Annotated in this window: 16 protein-coding genes; 11 read left to right on the top strand and 5 right to left on the bottom strand. The window is 67.4% G+C overall.

Going from position 1 to position 17,311, the window contains the following annotated elements; translation table 11 throughout:
• Positions 1-86: 86 nt before the first annotated feature.
• Positions 87-1,013 (bottom strand): histone deacetylase family protein, encoded by a 927-nt coding sequence (locus QZ951_RS05620; protein ID WP_292999446.1) that lies wholly within the window; start codon positions 1,011-1,013, stop codon positions 87-89.
• 155 nt (positions 1,014-1,168) lie between these two features.
• Here QZ951_RS05620 and QZ951_RS05615 point away from each other — a divergent pair, with 155 nt between their 5' ends.
• From QZ951_RS05615 to QZ951_RS05600, 4 genes are all read left to right on the top strand, one after another.
• The gene (locus QZ951_RS05615; RefSeq protein ID WP_292999444.1) at positions 1,169-2,008 is read left to right on the top strand and encodes an ion transporter; all 840 of its coding nucleotides are present in this window, start codon (positions 1,169-1,171) and stop codon (positions 2,006-2,008) included.
• Positions 2,009-2,119: 111 nt separating this feature from the next.
• Complete coding sequence (locus QZ951_RS05610) at positions 2,120-3,673, top strand: EAL domain-containing protein (RefSeq protein ID WP_292999442.1); 1,554 nt, start codon at positions 2,120-2,122, stop codon at positions 3,671-3,673.
• A gap of 111 nt (positions 3,674-3,784) precedes the next feature.
• Positions 3,785-4,867, top strand: a complete 1,083-nt coding sequence (locus QZ951_RS05605; protein WP_292999440.1) for a phosphotransferase family protein — start codon at positions 3,785-3,787, stop codon at positions 4,865-4,867.
• A gap of 21 nt (positions 4,868-4,888) precedes the next feature.
• Complete coding sequence (locus QZ951_RS05600; RefSeq protein ID WP_292999438.1) at positions 4,889-5,230, top strand: hypothetical protein; 342 nt, start codon at positions 4,889-4,891, stop codon at positions 5,228-5,230.
• Positions 5,231-5,254: 24 nt separating this feature from the next.
• On the opposite strand, the gene QZ951_RS05595 is transcribed toward QZ951_RS05600, so the two are convergent.
• A complete protein-coding gene (locus tag QZ951_RS05595; protein ID WP_292999436.1) occupies positions 5,255-7,135 on the bottom strand; it encodes a M48 family metallopeptidase in 1,881 nt (626 codons plus the stop codon).
• 55 nt (positions 7,136-7,190) lie between these two features.
• Between QZ951_RS05595 and QZ951_RS05590 the strand changes: the two genes are divergently transcribed.
• From QZ951_RS05590 to QZ951_RS05570, 5 genes are all read left to right on the top strand, one after another.
• Positions 7,191-7,967 carry an SDR family oxidoreductase gene (locus tag QZ951_RS05590; RefSeq protein ID WP_292999434.1) on the top strand — a complete coding sequence of 259 codons (777 nt, stop codon included), beginning with the start codon at positions 7,191-7,193 and terminating at the stop codon, positions 7,965-7,967.
• Positions 7,968-7,999: 32 nt separating this feature from the next.
• A complete protein-coding gene (locus tag QZ951_RS05585; RefSeq protein ID WP_292999432.1) occupies positions 8,000-8,599 on the top strand; it encodes an LON peptidase substrate-binding domain-containing protein in 600 nt (199 codons plus the stop codon).
• Positions 8,599-9,159, top strand: a complete 561-nt coding sequence (locus tag QZ951_RS05580; RefSeq protein WP_292999430.1) for a DUF1415 domain-containing protein — start codon at positions 8,599-8,601, stop codon at positions 9,157-9,159. Before QZ951_RS05585 ends, QZ951_RS05580 begins: the two co-directional genes overlap by 1 nt.
• Before the next feature lie 114 nt (positions 9,160-9,273).
• A complete protein-coding gene (locus tag QZ951_RS05575; protein WP_292999428.1) occupies positions 9,274-10,062 on the top strand; it encodes an alpha/beta fold hydrolase in 789 nt (262 codons plus the stop codon).
• A 68-nt stretch (positions 10,063-10,130) separates the two neighbouring features.
• The gene (locus QZ951_RS05570) at positions 10,131-11,789 is read left to right on the top strand and encodes a fatty acid--CoA ligase (RefSeq protein WP_292999426.1); all 1,659 of its coding nucleotides are present in this window, start codon (positions 10,131-10,133) and stop codon (positions 11,787-11,789) included.
• 375 nt (positions 11,790-12,164) lie between these two features.
• On the opposite strand, the gene QZ951_RS05565 is transcribed toward QZ951_RS05570, so the two are convergent.
• The 3 genes from QZ951_RS05565 to QZ951_RS05555 all read right to left on the bottom strand — a co-directional run bounded on the left by QZ951_RS05565 (position 12,165) and on the right by QZ951_RS05555 (position 14,923).
• Complete coding sequence (locus tag QZ951_RS05565; RefSeq protein WP_292999424.1) at positions 12,165-12,470, bottom strand: hypothetical protein; 306 nt, start codon at positions 12,468-12,470, stop codon at positions 12,165-12,167.
• A gap of 397 nt (positions 12,471-12,867) precedes the next feature.
• Entirely contained in the window at positions 12,868-13,503 is a 636-nt protein-coding gene (locus QZ951_RS05560) for a response regulator transcription factor (RefSeq protein WP_292999422.1), read from the bottom strand.
• Positions 13,496-14,923 carry an ATP-binding protein gene (locus QZ951_RS05555; protein ID WP_292999420.1) on the bottom strand — a complete coding sequence of 476 codons (1,428 nt, stop codon included), beginning with the start codon at positions 14,921-14,923 and terminating at the stop codon, positions 13,496-13,498. Before QZ951_RS05555 ends, QZ951_RS05560 begins: the two co-directional genes overlap by 8 nt.
• Before the next feature lie 201 nt (positions 14,924-15,124).
• Between QZ951_RS05555 and QZ951_RS05550 the strand changes: the two genes are divergently transcribed.
• Complete coding sequence (locus tag QZ951_RS05550; protein WP_292999418.1) at positions 15,125-16,033, top strand: bestrophin family protein; 909 nt, start codon at positions 15,125-15,127, stop codon at positions 16,031-16,033.
• Positions 16,034-16,077: 44 nt separating this feature from the next.
• On the top strand, positions 16,078-17,085 hold the full coding sequence (locus QZ951_RS05545) for a universal stress protein (protein WP_292999416.1): 1,008 nt from the start codon (positions 16,078-16,080) through the stop codon (positions 17,083-17,085).
• The last annotated feature ends 226 nt before the right edge of the window (positions 17,086-17,311 follow it).

Here is a 17,311-nt window from a genome sequence, read left to right as displayed (position 1 = left end):
ACCGCGACATTAAGGACCCGACGCGTCGCCGGGAAATCAAATTTTCCTGATCTTTCGATGTCCGGGCACTATCGCCCGCGAATGGCTCAGAACGCGGACGCTCTGACGAATTCCTCGACCGAGCGGGCCAGCGCATGCAGGTCGTAGCCGCCTTCGAGCGATGCCACGACGCGGCCCTGACTCCAGCGCTCGCCCCAGCCGCGAATCTGGTCGCCGATCCAGGCGTAGTCGGCGTAACCGAGCTGCAACCCGGCCAGCGGATCGGCGGCATGGGCATCGAAGCCGGCAGACACGAGGATCAGCTGCGGCTCGAACGCTTCGAGCGCCGGCAGCCAGCGCGAAGTGACCGCTGCCCGGAATTCGGCGCTGCCGTCGCCGCGCTTCAGCGGCGCATCGACGATGTGCGGGCGGTCCGGATCGCTGACCCAGCCGGGGTAGAACGGGTCCTGATAGGTGTTGCAGACCATCACCCGCGGGTCGTCGCGGAAGATGTTCGAGGTGCCGTTGCCGTAGTGCACGTCGAAATCGAGGATCGCGACGCGCGCCAGCCCGCAGGCCAGTGCGTGCGCCGCGCCGACGGCGATGCTGTCGAACAGGCAGAAGCCCATCGCCCGACGACGCTCGGCGTGATGACCGGGCGGCCGCACCGCGCAGAACGCGAAATGCGCGCGGCCGGCCAGCACCTCGTCGACCGCCAGCATCACGGCACCGGCCGCCGCCTGCGCCGCTTCCGAGCTGTGCGCGTTCAGCGCCGTGTCGGGATCGACGCGGATGTAGCCCTCGGTCGGCTTGGCCGCCAGCAGCGCATCGACGAGGCGCTCGTCATGCACGCGCACCAGCGCCTCGCGCGGCGCCAACGGCGCGGTCAGCGGCCGGAACATCGGCAGCAGGCCGCTGGCGATCATCCGGTCCTGAATCGCATGCAGACGCGCGATCGATTCCGGATGCGACGGCCCCATCTCGTGCAGCGTGCAGGCGGGATGCGTGATCCACAGCGGCGTTTCGGTGTTCATGCCGGCATTTCGTGGCGCGCGCTGCCGGCTGTCAAGGCACGGTGCCGTGCCGCATCTCGCCGTGCATGGCCGCAACGGCTGCGGCAGGCGAATTCCGGCAGGCGCTTGCATACACTCGTCAGGTCCGCCCGCCTGCTCCGAACCCTTCGCTCCCGATGACCGATCGCACCCCGGAATCCTCCGCCGCACCGGCCCCGCCCGCGCCCGGCATGATGGCGCGCGTGCCGCTGCTCGACTGGCTGCTGCTGATCCTTGCGCTGATCTCGATCGGCCTGTTGAGCTACGAGACCTGGGGCAATGTGACGCCGGAACAGAGTCGCCTGCTGATCCGCGCCGACTACGCGATCTGCGCGATCTTCGCCGCCGAATTCCTGTGGCGCTGGCAGGCCGTCGGCTGGACCCGCGGCTACCTCGCGCGCAACTGGTACGAAGTGCTCGGCATGATTCCGGTGTCGGAGCCCGCGCTGCGCGGCTTCCGGCTGTTCCGCGTCATCCGCATCGTGATCCTGCTGTCGCGCTTCGGCATGGCCGCCGACCGCGCGCTGGGCGACGAATTCACCTACCGCCTGGTCAATCGCTTCAAGGACGCGATCATGCGGGCGATCGGCGGCATGATCACCCTCGCCGTGCTGGCCGAAGTGTCGGACGTGCTGAAGAAGGGCACCTACACCCGCAACATTGCCCGGGCGCTGGAGGAGAACGATCGCGAGCTGCGGGCGATGATTGCCGAGAAGCTGAAGCAGAACCCGCGCACCAAGACGCTGAGCCGGCTGCCGTTCTACAACGACATCGTCGCCAGCGTCATCGATGCCGGCTTGAGCCTCGCGCACGAGGTGCTGGCCGACCCGCGCACCGACGAACTGGTGGCCGACATCCTGCGCGAGAACGTCGATCAGCTGCGCGGCGCGCTGCAGGACAAGGAGGATGCCAAGCACCATCACGGCCCCGGTCATCCCCCGCCTGCTGCCGCCGGTGACAGTGACCACACCCGCTAGGCACGGGCAACGCTGGCTCCCGGCGGCTGCCGACGATATCGTGTCGGGACGACGGAATGCCGTGTTCGACGGTGGTTCGAACCCAAACCTTTCACGGAGTCCAGAAGGAGAATGAAGCGGCGCAGACGAAGGCTGGCCTGGATCGCCATTGCCGCCGTGGTGGCCGGCATCCTGCCGCCGCTGCTGACCCTCGCCGTGACCTATCGTCAGGCCGTGCGCGAAGCCGAACAGCGGCTCGCAAGCTATGCCAGCCTGATCGAACGCCGCTCCGACGAAATCTTCGGCAACGCCGAATCCACGCTGCAGGATCTGGCCACGCATCTCGACCGCAACTGCACGCAGGCCAGCTTCGAAACCCTGCGCAAGGCGGTCTACAACTCCCTGTACTTTCGCGAAGCCGGGCTGATCTACGACGGCTCGGTGCAATGCACCAGCGTCCGCGTCCTCGAGCGCCCGGTGACGATCACCAACCCGGATCATCAGGTCTGGCCGCAGGACGGCATCCACATCGCCGCGCCGGATCTGACCCTGGAACAGGAGGTGTCGATCATCGTCTTCCACGGCGTCAGCGGCGGGGTTGCGGTCAATCTGCTGCTGAATCCGCGGCAACTGCTGGAGCCGATCCGCGACGCCATCGGCGAGAACAACCTGGCGCTGCGGATCGAGCGCAAGGACGGTGCAGTGCTGGCCCGCGCCGGCAGTGCCGCAGTGGTCGACGACGGCGATTCCCTGAACGTGAGCCGGGTCTCGCAGCGCTATGGCTTCCGCGCCGTGGTCACCGGGCCGCGCGGCGCGATGCTGCACCGCTGGTGGGAAAACGCGACGCTGTTCGTCGCACTCGGTCTGGCGATGTCGCTGCCGCTGTTCCTCGTGCTGTCGCACCTCGACCGGCGCGAGCGTTCGATGGACGCGCAGCTGCGCGATGCGCTCGACAACGGCGAGCTGCGCGTGCACTACCAGCCGATCCACGCGGCCGGCAGCCTGCGCGTGGTCGGTGCCGAGGCGCTGCTGCGCTGGCAGCATCCGATGCGCGGCATGATCCTGCCGAGCGTCTTCGTGCCGATGGCCGAGGAAACCGGCTTCATCATCCCGATGACGCACTGGCTGATGCAGCGCGTGCGCAGCGACCTGCACGACGTGATGAAGGAAAACCCGGATTTCTACATCGCGCTGAACCTGAGCCCGAAGCACTTCACCGACGCGACGCTGCCGAGCCTGATCGAGGACATCTTCGCCGAGCCGTTCTCGTCCGGCCGCCTCGTGTTCAAGGTCACCGAGCGCGAGCTGCTGGCGGCATCGAACAAGACCGTGCACGAGGTGATCCGGGCACTGCGCCGCAGCGGTGCCCGCATCGCGCTCGATGACTTCGGCACCGGCTACTCGTCGCTGCGCTATCTCGCTCAGTTCAAGTTCGATCTGCTGAAGGTCGACAAGGCCTTCATCGATTCGATCGGCACCGAATCGATCACCGCCGGGCTGGTCAACGACATGCTCGCGATGGCGCGCCGCCTGCAGCTGCAGGTGGTGGCGGAAGGGGTGGAGACCATCGAGCAGCTCGAATATCTGGCCAATCTCGGCATCGACTACGTGCAGGGCTGGTATTTCGCGCCGGCGATGTCGGTCGATGCGCTGCGCGTCTATCTGCACAAGCACCGCGTGCGCTGAGCCCGCGCCAGCGGCGCGGCACCCTGCACACGCCTGCACGACGGCCCGAACGGCATTGCTATCATCGCCGCCTGCCCGCGCCTTGCCGCGCCCTGCCCGTCCCGCCTGCCGATGACCGACATCCCGACCGTTCCGCTCGATTCCGCCGGCGCCGTGCGCGACGAGAACGCCTTCGATCCGCAGGCGATCCTGCCGTTCCTGCAGTCGCGGATTCCAGGGCTGGCCGATGGTCCGCTGGAGCTGCGGCAGTTTCCCGGCGGCGCCTCGAACCTGACCTATCAGCTGACCGTCGGCGGCCGCGAGATGATCCTGCGCCGACCGCCGTCCGGCACCAAGGCCAAGGGCGCGCATGACATGGGCCGCGAGTTCCGCGTGCTGGCCCGGCTGAATCCGCATTTCGCCTGCCCGAAGCCGCTGGCCTACTGCGAGGACACGAGCCTGATCGGCTCGGATTTCTACGTGATGGACAAGCTCACCGGCGTCATCCTGCGCCGCGACCTGCCCAAGGGCGTTGGCTACGATCCGGCCCGCGCGCGGCAGCTGTGCCTGAACCTGATCGACACCCAGATTGCGCTGCACGAGCTGGATTACGAAGCCGCAGGGCTTGCCGACATGGGCAAGCCGGCCGGTTACGTCGGCCGCCAGGTCAGCGGCTGGAGCGAGCGCTTCGGCCGCGTCATCACCGATGACATCCCGAGCTACGACGCGATCATCCGCTGGCTCGCCGAGCACCAGCCGGCGGATTCGGCGCGACCGGCGATCATCCACAACGACTACCGCTTCGACAACGTCGTGCTGTCGCCGGACGACCAGATGCGCGTCATCGGCGTGCTCGACTGGGAAATGGCCACGCTCGGCGACCCGCTGCTCGATCTCGGTTCGTCGCTCGCCTACTGGGTCGAAGCCGGCGATCCGCCGGAGATGCAGGCGATCCGCATGCAGCCGTCGAACATCCCCGGCATGCTGACGCGCGCCGAGATCATCCGGCACTACGAGGAAAAGACCGGCCGCGCGATCCCGAACGCCGACTGGTACTACGTGTTCGGCCTGTTCCGCCTCGGCGTCATCGCGCAGCAGATCTACTACCGCTACAAGCTGGGCCAGACCACGAATCCGAAGTTCAAGGCCTTCGGCCTGTTCGTGACCGTGCTGGCGCAGGTCAGCGAGCGGGTCATCGCCAAGTCCCGCGTCTGAGCCGGGCACCGATCGCCGCCGATGAGCCTGCACGATCCGATCAGCGCCGAGGACGACGCGCGCCACGAGCGCATCCTCGAACGGATGCTCAGCGCCGCCACCAGCATGACCGGCATCTGCGTCGGCCTGCTCGGCGCCGTCAACGCGTTCAGCCGCTCGCAGAAGATCGAGACCGTTGCCGACGACGTCCTTGCGCTGAACGCGCTGATGTTCCTGATCTGCTGCTACCTGATCGTCTGGGGCCTGCGCACCAGCAGCCGCCGGCTGACCGCGCAGCTGCTGTCGGCGGTCGAATACCTGTTTCTGGCGGCCATGACCGTGCTGGTCACCACCGGCTTCTTCGTCGTCTACTCGATCCTGTAGCGGCCGCGGCCGGGTCCGTGCCGTTCAGGCTCGGTAGACCAGGCTGCCGTCGACCTTCCGGACCTTCTTGAACAGCGCTTTCAGATCGCTGCTGTAGACGGCCACGGTGATCGACGGGTCCAGCGCGAGCGTCGACCGCAGTTCTGCCAGCGCCGTGGCCTGACGGATGAGCGAGAGCCAGTTCGGCTTCGCCAGCAGCAGCCAGGCCGGCCGATCCGGGAACACCGTCACTTTCTTGCGCACCAGCCAGACCGTGCCGAGCCAGCGCAGGCGGCGACTCGCCGTGCGCAGCGTGTCGAGTGCTGCCTCGTCCAGCGCATGGCCCAGATAGTCGTCGGTGGCGACGAACTGCGCGCGTTCGGCCATCGCCTGCTGCTCCAGCGCCTCGCGTTCGCGCCAGGCCTGCACGAACGGCTCGGTTTCAGCCTCGCGTCCGTGCTTCATCAGGTAGTCCCAGGCCAGTTCGGCACCGGGCTTGATCGCCTCGGCATCGGCCTGCATCGCCCGTGTGAGCCAGTCGAGGCCGGCATCGTCGTCGCGCGCGAGCAGGCGGCGGCCGAGCATGAACATCGCCCCGGCATCGTCGGGGAAGCGCTCGAGATGCTGCTGCACCTGCGGCAGCGCATCGGCCGGATCGTCATGCAGCAGTTCGGTCAGCGACGCGCGCCGGTAGCTCGCCTCGCATTCCAGCGGCTGCTCCGCTGCGGCGCGATCGAGATCGGCCAGTTCCTGCTGCTCCTGCTGGCGGCGCTGGTGCAGATCGCGCCACGGCTCGGCGATATCGGCCTTCCAGCGCTCGTCGAACTCGCGGGCGATACGCTCGGCGCTGGCGCCGAGAAACACGGTTGCGGCGGACGGTCCGGACTCCGTCGGCAGTACCGGGGCCTGCCCGATCGCGGCCAGCCGGTCGACCAGCGCCGGATGGGTGTCGGACCATGCGGTACGGACCTTCAGCGCACGATCGAGCTGGCTGCCGGCCTCGCCCCACTCCGTGTAGCGCGGCGGCGCCTGCAGCAGTTGCGCATTCGGCAGCACGCTGGGCTGCGCCTCGTCGCGCACCCGCTTCCACAGCGGCTGCCAGACCTGCTGCTGCTGATAGGCGCTGCCGAGTCGCGCCAGCATCAGCGCTTCGGCCGCCGGCCGTGCGCCGACCAGCCGCGCGCTGGCGGCATCGGCGGCGTATTCCTGGGCCCGCGCCATGACGAACGAGTAGGCATTGAACTTCGGTCCGAACCAGGCGAAGAATCGCCGGAAGAAGAATCCGCCGCGCTGCTCGAACTGTCCCTGCAGGCGGCCCCACAGGATGCGCATGCGGTAGATCCGGCCCGTCATCCGCGAATCGCCCGCGCCGAAGTGGCCGAACTCGTGTGCCAGCACCGCCCGGAACTGATCCGGCGACAGCGCCGACATCATCGGCAGCCCGAGGATCAGATAGTTGCGCCACCAGCCCAGCGGCCCGAGCCGCGCATGCTCGGTGACGGCGGCATTGAAATCCTCGGTGATCAGCACGTGATGCGGCGCCGGACCGGGAATCGCGGCGCGAATCCGGGCGATTTCCGCGAACAGTTCCGGGGCTTCGGCCGGCTTCAGCTCGCGGCCCTGCGGCGGATCGAAGCGAATCCACAGCGCGCTCAGCACCGACCATGCGAACCACACCGGCAACCAGACCACCTTCAGCAGCTTGACCAGCAGGATCGGCTGCAGCAGGCAGATCACGGCGATGCCGATGCTGAACGCCAGCGCGATGACCACCAGCACCAGCACATAGACATACCCGATCGCTGCCAGCCCCAGCAGTTCCAGCCGATAGCGCAGCGGCTGTCGCTGCGCGCGCTCGGTCAGGCGTTGCACCAGGGTCTCGAACTGCTGCTCGGTCATCGCGTTCCGGCCTCCACCGGTCTTCATCGTGGGTAGCGAGCGGCTACACTCGCCGCACCCAAAATACGCAACAGGAGCAGCCGTGGCGACTCAACTTTTTGACCTGACCGGCAAGGTCGCCCTGATCACCGGCGCCTCGCGCGGCATCGGCGAGGCCACCGCCCGCCTGCTGGCCGAGCAGGGCGCGCATGTCGTGATCTCCAGCCGCAAGCAGGAAGATCTGGACAAGGTCGCCGCCAGCATCGTCGCCAGCGGCGGCAAGGCCACCGCCATCGCTGCGCATCAGGGCGAATCGGCGGCGCTGAAGGCGCTGATCGCCGACATCGACAGCCAGTTCGGCCGGCTCGACATCCTGGTCAACAACGCCGCCACCAACCCGTACTTCGGCCACATCAGCGATACCGACATGTCGATGGTCGACAAGACCATGCAGGTCAACATCAAGGGCTATTTCGAGCTCGCCGCGCTGGCCTCCAAGCTGATGAAGCGCGGCGGCGGCGGCGCCATCGTCAACATCGCGTCGATCAACGGCGTGAAGCCCGGCATGTTCCAGGGCATCTATTCGATCACCAAGGCGGCCGTGATCAATCTGACGCAGGCCTTCGCCAAGGAATGCGCGCCGTGGGGCGTGCGCTGCAACGCCGTGCTGCCCGGCCTGACCGAAACCAAGTTCGCCTCGGCGCTGACCAAGAACGAGCAGCTGCTGAAGCAGGTGCTGCCGCAGATTCCGCTGAACCGCGTGGCGCAGCCGGCCGAGATCGCCCCGGCGATCCTGTATCTGGTGTCGCCTGCCGCGAGCTATGTCACCGGCACCACGCTGACCGTCGACGGTGGCCTGATCGGCTGCGGCGGCCTGTAACGCGGTCACGCGAGATGGCGAGCCCCAACCCGATGCGCATCCCCACGGTCATCGAGATCCCGATCTTCCCGCTCGGCACCGTGCTGTATCCGGCCGGCAAGCTGGCGCTGCGGATCTTCGAGCCGCGCTACGTCGACATGACCAAGGCCTGCATCCGCGACAACAGCGTGTTCGGCGTCTGCCTGATCAAGGCCGGCTTCGAAGCCGGCACGCCGGCGATTCCGTCGGACATCGGCTGTTCCGCGCGCATCGTCGAGTGGGATGTGCCGAACCCCGGTTTGTTCAACCTGCAGTCGCAGGGCGAAAGCGTGTTCCGGCTGCTGGAACGGCGCACCCGGCCGGACGGCCTGATCATCGGCACGATCGAATACCTCGACCCGCCGGACCCGATGTCGCTGCCGGAACGCTTCGAGCCGCTGCAGCAGTTGCTGACCGACCTGATCAAGGAAATCGGCGAGGACAACTTCGCCAAGCCGGCCCGGCTCGACGATGCCGCATGGGTCGGCTACCGGCTGGCCGAACTGCTGCCGGTGTCGCCGGAGCGCAAGCAGAAGCTGCTCGAAGCCAATGATCCGCTGGCGGTGCTGCAGGACATCGAAACCATGTTGAAGCAGCTGCGGGACGATCGCTGATGTCGGCTCCGGCGCCGCATCCGGTCGAGGTGGCCGTACGCGGCTGGCTCGAAACCATCGTCATCGGCCTGAACCTGTGCCCGTTCGCCGGGCACCCGTTTCGCAATGGCCGCATCCGGATCGTGGTCAGCGAGGCCGCGACCGACATCGACCTGCTGACCGAGCTTCAGCTGGAGCTGACCCGGCTGAACGAGACCCCGGCGCGCGATCTCGAAACCACACTGATCGCGATTCCGAAGATGCTGGCGGATTTCGCCGACTACAACGATTTTCTCGATCAGGTCGACGCCCTGCTCGACCAGTACGAGTGGACCGGCGAGTTCCAGGTGGCGAGCTTCCATCCGGATTACCAGTTCGACGGCACGTTGCCGACCGATGCCGAAAACTTCACCAATCGCTCGCCAGTGCCACTGCTGCACATCCTGCGTGAGGACAGCGTCGAAGCGGCCATCGACGCGCACCCGGACCCGGACGGCATTCCGGCCGAAAACATCCGCAAGATGAAGGCGATGACGCTCGCCGAACGGCGCGCGCTGTTCGCGTTCCTGAAGCCCGGCTGATCGCTGCGGGAGCGGCGTCGCCGGCGCATCGCCGCGGGTTATAGTTTTGGAAACAGGGCGAGATCGCGAGCCCTGCGGAAAACAACGACTATTTCTTCACTTTCGAGGAGCGCGATGCCCCACGCCCACGTCAACGGCCAGCGGCTGTTCTATCAGGACAGCGGCGGCAACCACCCGGCCCTGCTGTTCTCGCATGGCCTGCTGATGGACCACGCGATGTTCGCGCCGCAGGTCGCCGCATTCCGCGACCGCTACCGCTGCATCGCCTGGGACGAGCGCGGCCATGGCCAGACCGCCGGCGACAGCATCGCCCCGTTCAGCTACTACGACTCCGCCGACGATGCCGCCGCGCTGCTTCGGCATCTCGGCATCGAGCAGGCGGTGCTGATCGGCATGTCGCAGGGCGGTTACCTGAGCCAGCGCGTGGCCCTGCGTCACCCGCAGGTGGTACGCGCGCTGGTGCTGATCGACACCCAGTCCGGCCCCGAAGACGCCACCAAGATGCCGGGCTACCTGGCGATGATCGACGACTGGTGCCGGAACGGCCTGTCCGAGCAGACCGCCACCATCATCGAGCAGATCATCCTCGGCAACGGTTGGAATGGTGCCGCCGAATGGCGTGCGAAGTGGGCCACGTGGCAGCCGCACAACCTCGCGGCGTGCTTCGCCACGCTGGGCGAGCGCGACGACATCAGCGAGTCCGTCCGCGCGATTCGCGCCCCGACCCTGGCGATCCACGGCGCGGACGATGTCGCGATCAGCGTGGCTCGCGCGCAGGCCATGGTCGATGCCATTCCCGGCGCCCGGCTCGAAGTGATTCCCGGTGCCGGTCACGCCGCGAATCTGACGCATCCCGAAGCGGTCAATCCGCTGATCGACGCTTTCCTGCAGCAACTGCCCTGAGCGGCGCGCCGGCTGAGCGATCGGTCGCGCGTCATCACTCCATTCACTGCCTTGACGAGATCACTTCCGTGAACAGCTTCAACAACATCGAACGCACTACCAGCGCCTACGACTACCAGCTGCTGATCAAGCACCTGCTGACCAGCCCGATCGCCCGCGCGTCGAAGCACGAAATCGTCTATCGCGATCAGGCGCGCTTCACCTATCCGCAGTTCGTCGCGCGCGTGAACCGCCTGGCCAACGTATTGACCGCGCTCGGCGCCAAGCCGGGCCAGACCATTGCCGTGATGGAGTGGGACAGCCACCGCTATCTCGAACTCTATTTCGCGATTCCGATGCTCGGCTGCGTGATGCAGACCGTGAACATCCGCCTGAGCCCGGACCAGATCCTCTACACCCTGAACCATGCCGCTGCCGACATGGTGCTGGTCGCCACCGATTTCGTGCCGGTGCTCGAAAGCCTGCATGACAAGCTCGAAACCGCGAAGACCTTCGTGCTGATCTCCGATGACGGTTCGAAGCCGGCCTCGAAGCTGCCGTTCGTGGGCGAGTACGAATCCCTGCTGGCGCAGGCCGGCGATCACTTCACGTTCCCGGAGTTCGACGAGAACACGCGGATGTCGACGTTCTACACGTCCGGCACCACCGGTCTGCCGAAGGGCGTGTACTACAGCCACCGCCAGATGATGCTGCACACGCTCGCCGTGGCCTCGACCTTCGGCACCGCCGGCGTACAGGGCCGCATCCATCAGGACGACGTCTACATGGCGATCACGCCGATGTTCCACGTCCACGCCTGGGGCATGCCGTATGTCGCCACCTTGCTCGGCATCAAGCAGGTCTACGCCGGACGCTACACGCCGGACATGCTGCTGCAGCTGCTGGCGAAGGAAAACGTCACGTACTCGCACTGCGTGCCGACGATCCTGCACATGATCCTGAGCCACCCGGCCGCGAAGGGTGTCGACCTGTCGCGCTGGAAGGTGCTGATCGGCGGCTCCGCGCTTCCGAAGGGCCTGGCCAAGGCCGCGCTCGATCGCGGCATCGACGTCTTCACCGGCTACGGCATGTCCGAAACCGGCCCGCTGCAGGTCATCAACCACATCCCCACCGACCAGCTCGGCGGCGACAGCGACCACCAGGCCAGCTTGCGCGTGCGCACCGGCCGGCCGGCGCTGCTGTGCGACGTGCGCACGATCGACGATCAGGTCAACGTGCTGCCGAACGACGGCAAGGCCGTCGGCGAAATCGTGTTCCGCTCGGTCTGGACCACGCAGGGCTACTACAAGAACCCCAACGCCTCCGAAGAACTGTGGAAAGGCGGCTGGATGCACTCCGGCGACATCGGCACCTTCGGCGACGATGGCGTGCTGGTGATCTCCGACCGCGTGAAGGACGTGATCAAGACCGGCGGCGAATGGGTGTCGTCGCTCGATCTCGAAAATCTGATCTCCGCCCACCCGACGGTCAGCGAAGTCGCCGTCATCGGCATCAAGGACCCGAAGTGGGGCGAACGCCCGGTCGCATTGATCGTGCTGAAGCCGGACGCGACCGGCGACGAAGCCGAGATCAAGCGCTACATGATGACCTTCGCCGACAAGGGTGTGATCTCCAAGTACGGCGTGCCGGAGCGCGTGCTGTTTGTCGAAGCACTCGACAAGACCAGCGTCGGCAAGCTCGACAAGAAGGTGCTGCGCGTGAAGTACGCGGAAGCAGGGGCGGCCTAAGCAGCGCGGGGCGGGTGCCGACCCCGCTCTCGCTTCAATCCGCCATGCCGCGGCGGACGATCGGGCAAGGGCGGAAGCGATCGGCTTTCGCGCCGTGCCCGATCGGCACATCGCGTGCATCGCTGCCGGACGGGCGCGGCTGTTGCTGGTTATCGCCTCGCCCGGCAGAGCGCGTGGATGCACCTCTGCGGGACAGTCGGCCGTGCCCGGTTCACAAGCGCGCCGTCATGTCCCGAGTGTTGGCGAGAATCGCCCACGCTGCTGGACGAGTCATGACCGAGATCAGAGCGGACGACGTCCAATCGACCGCCGTTCCGCCTTGTACGCAACTTCGGATTGGATTCGGCACGCTTGACCGGTCAGGCCGATGCGCGGTCAATACCGCTTGGATGAGTCGGTAGAACCGGGCTCGGTTTTCTGGTTGCCGCGGCTCAGTGCCGAGTGGGTGTTCTCCCGCTTCGCCTTGCGCACCTTGAGCAATTGCAGGCACACGAAGAGGATGCCGGCGCCGAGCGTCAGCAATGCGAGCCACAGCAGCGGGTTGCCGGCGGTCGCGGCCGCCGCGCCATCCTCGCGCTCGGCTGCGCGCGCCGACAGCACCGGGAGGAGCGCGAGGGACGACAGCCAGGGTTCGTGGCGCATCGGCTTCATGATCGCGGCGGACACAGGGCGGGTCTTCATCGCGCCGGCATCAGGATGCGGTCGATGACCGCGAGGACGAGCGGCGTAACGATCAGGAAGATCGCAAGATAAGGCTGCATGGCTTGACTCCAGATGAGGCGGATACCGCGCATCGGCGAATGCCGACGCGTCTGGCTTGCATGCTCTGGAGGACCGCATTCGCCGTGCCCGCGCCCGCGGATCGGCTGGCGCACCGGTGACGGCCGCGCGAATCGCCGCGTTCTTCGGCTGACACGCGCGGTCGATCGGCACCGGGTCGGTTCGCGGGCGCGCGAGCCGGGCGGCCACACGCCACACAAGCACGTTGCTCAGATGTCAGCGGCCCGCAGACAGCATCGCCATCGCCAACGCTAGGCCGCAGCGCTGTCGCCGATGGTGCAAGACGTAATGACGTGTCTCAGATCAGATCGCCGTACTGCTGGATCACGACCATCACCAGCTGGCTGCGCGAGCGCACGTCGAGCTTGTTGAACAGCTGCTGGAAGCTGGCCTTGATCGCGCTTTCCGAGCTGCCGAGCTGGCGCGCGATCTGCTTGTTCGAGTAGCCCTGCAGCAGGCCGCGCAGCACCGCGCGTTCGCGTTCGGTGAAGCTGACCCGGTCGCTGCCCGCACTCGCAGCGACGATCGACTGCAGGTAGCGCTGCTCGATCAGCACCTGACCCATCGCCACGGCGTGGATGCTGGCCTTGAGTTCGTCGGTCGACACTTCCTTGCGGCAGATGCCGGAGACGCCGAGGCGGATCAGCTCCAGCGCATCGCGTTCCGGCACGCCCGCGGTGACCAGCAGCGCCGCACCGGCCTTGGCCGGGCGCCGGCGCATGAAGTCCAGCGCGCTGTGCTCGCCGAGGTCGTAATCGACGATCACCACGTCCGGGCGCAACTGTTCGAGCTCGGCCAGCGCCGGTTCCAGCAGCCCGGACTGGCCGACGACCACGAAGCGCGGGTCGGCTGCGAGCAGGCGCAGCAGGCCTTCGCGGAACAGCGTGTGATCGTCGAGCAGGTACAGCCGGATCGCCGCCGGTGTTTCAGTCATGCGCGGCCTCGTCGGCCTGCGCGAGCGGCAGCAGCAGTTCGAAACAGCAGCCGGCGGTGCCTGGCACGTGGCGCAGCTGGCCGTTCTGATGGCTCATCAGGGTCCGCGAGATGTACAGCCCTAGGCCGGTGCCATCGGCGCCGGGCCGGAACGGTTGGAACAGGCGCTCCGGATGAGCAAGGCCGGGCCCGGAATCCTGTACCCGCAGCACCGCGCGCCCTTCGCTGATCCGGGCGCTCAGCGTCAGCCGCCGCACCGGCTGCGGTGCCACGGCGCGCAGCGCGTTCTGCGACAGGTTCAGCAGCACCTGCAGCAGCGCGTGGCGATCGGCGCGCACCGGCGGGAAATTGGCCGGCACGTCGATCTGCACCTCGCCGTCGATGTCCGACCAGTCGGGGGCGATGATCACGTCGAGCTCGTTGCACAGCGTCTGCAGCCGGGTCGGGCTGATCGACGGGCTGGCCTGCCGGCGCAGGTCGAACGAGGCCAGTTCGAGCAGCGCCTGCACCAGACTGCGCAGCGCGGCCAGATCGGGATCGTCCTGCATCGCCGGGTGGCGCGACAGGTTGGAGCTGACCACGCCGGCCGCCGAGCACAGGTTGCGGATCTCGTGCGACACAGCGCCAGCCAGCAGCCGGTTGTACTTGTGCAGATCCTGGAAGTGCGCGTACTCGCGCTCGCGGACTTCGTCGGACACGTCGACGACGATCGCCGCCAGGTGCCGGGCTTCGCGGTTGCCGTAGACCGAGAACCAGATCGTCGCCGGGAAGCCGCTGCCATCGGCGCGCCGGCCCCAGGTCGAGGTCGAGGTGCGCATGCCGTCGACCGTTGCGCTGACCGACAGGGCGTCGTGCAGCACCGGCAGGAATTCGCGCACCGGCTGGCCGATCAGCGATTGCGCCGGCTCCAGCGCCAGCATGTCCTGCGTGGCGCGATTGGCGGCGACGATGCGACCATCGGCCGCCACCGTGAGGATCGCCGCCGGGCTGCTTTCGGCGAGCAGCCGCAACTGGCGCTCGGCGCGACGGCGCAGCTGCTGTTCGGCACGCAGCCGCGCGTAGTGGCCGAGGATCACCCGCCGCGTGCGGCTGATCTCGGCGACCAGCAGGCCGCAGCCGGCATAGGCGACGGTGGCCATGATGAAGCGCAGCAACTGTTCGACTTCGCGCTCGCTGGTCACGTAGATGCCGCGCAGCGCGGCGCAGGCGATCGCCGCCATGACGATCTGCCCGCGCGTCAGCACTGTGGCCGCGACCACCACCGGCAGGATGTACAGCAGCCCCAGCGACACGCCGAGATGCGAGTACCACTCGGCCACGAACAGGATCACCAGCATCGCCGCGGCGATCCACAACGTCGTGCCGTAGCTCAGCTTCACCACCTTGCCGCGCACTTCGAACGGCAGCTTCAAACGGTCCATGCGGGCAGTTTTGCGAATTGGGAATTTTCTTCTGATCGGCGGATGCCGCGCAGGTTCCTGAACCCATCGAAAGATAGCCTCGGGCCATCCGCCGGCCAATCCAAGGCTGCGAAACGGGCGGCCATCCGATGACGGCTCGATAGCAGACAGGCCGCGCCCGGCTGACTGTAATGGCGACGTCCCCCGATTTCCGGTGTCGTCATGATCCTTCGCGAAAGCGTTCCGTTGCAGCGGCTCTGGCCGCGCACCTTCAAGCGCCTGATGCTGCTGCTGGCCTTTGATTGCGCGGTGGCCGGCCTCTACGTCTTCCTCGACTGGCACTGGCTGGCCTTCGATGCGCTGCCGATCGGCACGCTCGGCTCGGCGCTGGCGATCTTCCTTGCCTTCCGCGCCAACGCCGCCTACGGCCGCTGGTGGGAAGCGCGCCAGCTCTGGGGCCAGCTGGTCAACACCTCCCGGGCACTGGCCCGGCAGGCGCTGACGGCGCTCGATGTCGATCCGGACAACGCCCGGCATACCGCGCTGCGCAGCGGCATCGTGCTCAATCAGGTGGCCTTCGTGCATGCGCTGCGCTGCCATCTGCGGCGCCAGAATCCGTTCCCGGAGCTGGTCGGCGTGCTCGGCCATGCCGAGGCCGAAGCGCTGCGCGGCTACGGCAACATCCCGAATGCGCTGACCTTGCGCGTGGCCGAGCAGTTGCAGGAGGCGCGTGCGCTCGGCCTGATCGACAGCCTGCGCTGGAGCGCGCTGGACGGCAGCCTGACCACGCTGGCCAACATCCAGGGCGCTTGCGAGCGGATCAAGAACACGCCGCTGCCGCGCCAGTTCAGCTTCCTGCCGCGGATGCTGGTCGATGCCTTCTGCTGGCTGATTCCGCTGGCGCTGGTGTCCGGCCTCGGCATCTTCACGCCGATCGCCTCGGCGCTGATCAGCTTCACCCTGATCGCCATCGACACCGCCAGCCAGGCGATCGAGGACCCGTTCGAGAACACCGTCAACGACACGCCGATGACGGCGCTGTCGCGCGGCATCGAGCTGACGCTGCGAGAGATGCTCGACCAGCGCAAGGCGCTGCCCGAGGTCCGCGCCATCGACGGCTTCGTCTACTGAACCCTTCCCCCAGCCATCCCGAATCCATCAGCGGAGGAACCGCCATGCTGCCGATGTCCTGCACCCCGAACCCGCATCTGATCTTCGCCACCAACTTCTCCGAGGCCTGTCACGCCGCGATCCCGATGGTCGCCAACTGGGTCGACAGCCTGCAGGCGCGGCTGACGCTGCTGCATGTGCATCCGCGCGGCAACGGCGTGCAGGCAGCGCGGGCGCTCGATTCGTTCTTCGCCGAATCCGCCCACTACCCGAACAGCGAGCGGCAGCTGCTCAGCGGTCCGGCCGCCACCGGCATCGCCGAGTTCTGCCGCCAGCATCCGCAGGCGATGCTGGTGATGCCGCCGAGCGTGCGCAGCTACCTGCCGCGGCCGCTGCATGTATCGCTGCGCACGGAGGTGCTGCGCACGGCGGCCACGCCGATGCTGACGATGTTGCCCGACACGCGGGCGATCGCCACGCAGGCCACGGCCGGCGGCCATGTGGCCTGCTGGATCACGGGCGAGGAAAGTCACCTCGAGCACGTGCGCGAAGCGGCGGCGTTGGCGCAGCAGCGCGGCGCCGAACTGCACCTGCTGTTCGTGCTGCCGGAAGTCAGCGAAGGCCTGATGATCGAGGCGCTGTACTCGAATCGGCCGCTGGCCGAGCCGGCCGCCATCCGGATGCTCGATGACATCGCCGCGCGCATCGGCAACGGCGTGCGGGTGCGCGTGCATCTCGGCACGGGCAGCGCGCGGCCCACCCTGGCGCGGCTGCTGCGCGACAGCCGGGCCAATGTGCTGGTGGTCGATCGCGACACCACGGTTCGCAAGCAGTTGCTGCGGCACTCGTTTGCCTCGGCGCTACGCGACAGCCCCTGCCTGCTGGTCAGCGTACCGTCGGGCAACGCAGCGGAACGCGATCGCTTGCCGCCGCCAAACGCCAGAAAGCCGCTGGACCGGCTGGCGGCTCCGGTGGCATCGCTGCATCGTCAGCGCTTCGCGACGAAATCGCTGGGCGCCTGGCTGGCGCTCGATGGCACCGGCAATGGCTGGCGGAGCCCGCTGCCGGCGTGAACGGCGCGGCGGCCGGTCGCTTGTCGCCGGCCGTGTCGTCAGACCGTTCCGGCGTCGGCAGTGCGGATCGCCGATCCGCGCTGCCGACGGGCAAGACGGTTCGGTTCCAGTGGATTCGGCGATGCGCTCGGGCATCGTGAACGTGGACTCCACTCGTCGGAATCCCGAAATCAATCCTCCATTCGCGTCCGTCCCTCCTCCATTCGGCCGAGTCCGAATGGCCGAC

The sequence above is a fragment of the Nevskia sp. genome (genome assembly GCF_021732705.1).
Taxonomy (GTDB): Bacteria; Pseudomonadota; Gammaproteobacteria; order Nevskiales; family Nevskiaceae; genus Nevskia.
This window is presented reverse-complemented; position numbering and strand designations above follow the sequence as displayed.

What these genes read in the sequence shown, in the direction of transcription:
- QZ951_RS05620 (WP_292999446.1), bottom strand. Translation starts at nt 1,013, where the DNA reads ATGAACACCGAAACGCCGCTGTGGATCACGCATCCCGCCTGCACGCTG.
- QZ951_RS05615 (WP_292999444.1), top strand. Translation starts at nt 1,169, where the DNA reads ATGACCGATCGCACCCCGGAATCCTCCGCCGCACCGGCCCCGCCCGCG.
- QZ951_RS05610 (WP_292999442.1), top strand. Translation starts at nt 2,120, where the DNA reads ATGAAGCGGCGCAGACGAAGGCTGGCCTGGATCGCCATTGCCGCCGTG.
- QZ951_RS05605 (WP_292999440.1), top strand. Translation starts at nt 3,785, where the DNA reads ATGACCGACATCCCGACCGTTCCGCTCGATTCCGCCGGCGCCGTGCGC.
- QZ951_RS05600 (WP_292999438.1), top strand. Translation starts at nt 4,889, where the DNA reads ATGAGCCTGCACGATCCGATCAGCGCCGAGGACGACGCGCGCCACGAG.
- QZ951_RS05595 (WP_292999436.1), bottom strand. Translation starts at nt 7,135, where the DNA reads ATGAAGACCGGTGGAGGCCGGAACGCGATGACCGAGCAGCAGTTCGAG.
- QZ951_RS05585 (WP_292999432.1), top strand. Translation starts at nt 8,000, where the DNA reads ATGCGCATCCCCACGGTCATCGAGATCCCGATCTTCCCGCTCGGCACC.
- QZ951_RS05580 (WP_292999430.1), top strand. Translation starts at nt 8,599, where the DNA reads ATGTCGGCTCCGGCGCCGCATCCGGTCGAGGTGGCCGTACGCGGCTGG.
- QZ951_RS05575 (WP_292999428.1), top strand. Translation starts at nt 9,274, where the DNA reads ATGCCCCACGCCCACGTCAACGGCCAGCGGCTGTTCTATCAGGACAGC.
- QZ951_RS05565 (WP_292999424.1), bottom strand. Translation starts at nt 12,470, where the DNA reads ATGAAGACCCGCCCTGTGTCCGCCGCGATCATGAAGCCGATGCGCCAC.
- QZ951_RS05560 (WP_292999422.1), bottom strand. Translation starts at nt 13,503, where the DNA reads ATGACTGAAACACCGGCGGCGATCCGGCTGTACCTGCTCGACGATCAC.
- QZ951_RS05555 (WP_292999420.1), bottom strand. Translation starts at nt 14,923, where the DNA reads ATGGACCGTTTGAAGCTGCCGTTCGAAGTGCGCGGCAAGGTGGTGAAG.
- QZ951_RS05550 (WP_292999418.1), top strand. Translation starts at nt 15,125, where the DNA reads ATGATCCTTCGCGAAAGCGTTCCGTTGCAGCGGCTCTGGCCGCGCACC.
- QZ951_RS05545 (WP_292999416.1), top strand. Translation starts at nt 16,078, where the DNA reads ATGCTGCCGATGTCCTGCACCCCGAACCCGCATCTGATCTTCGCCACC.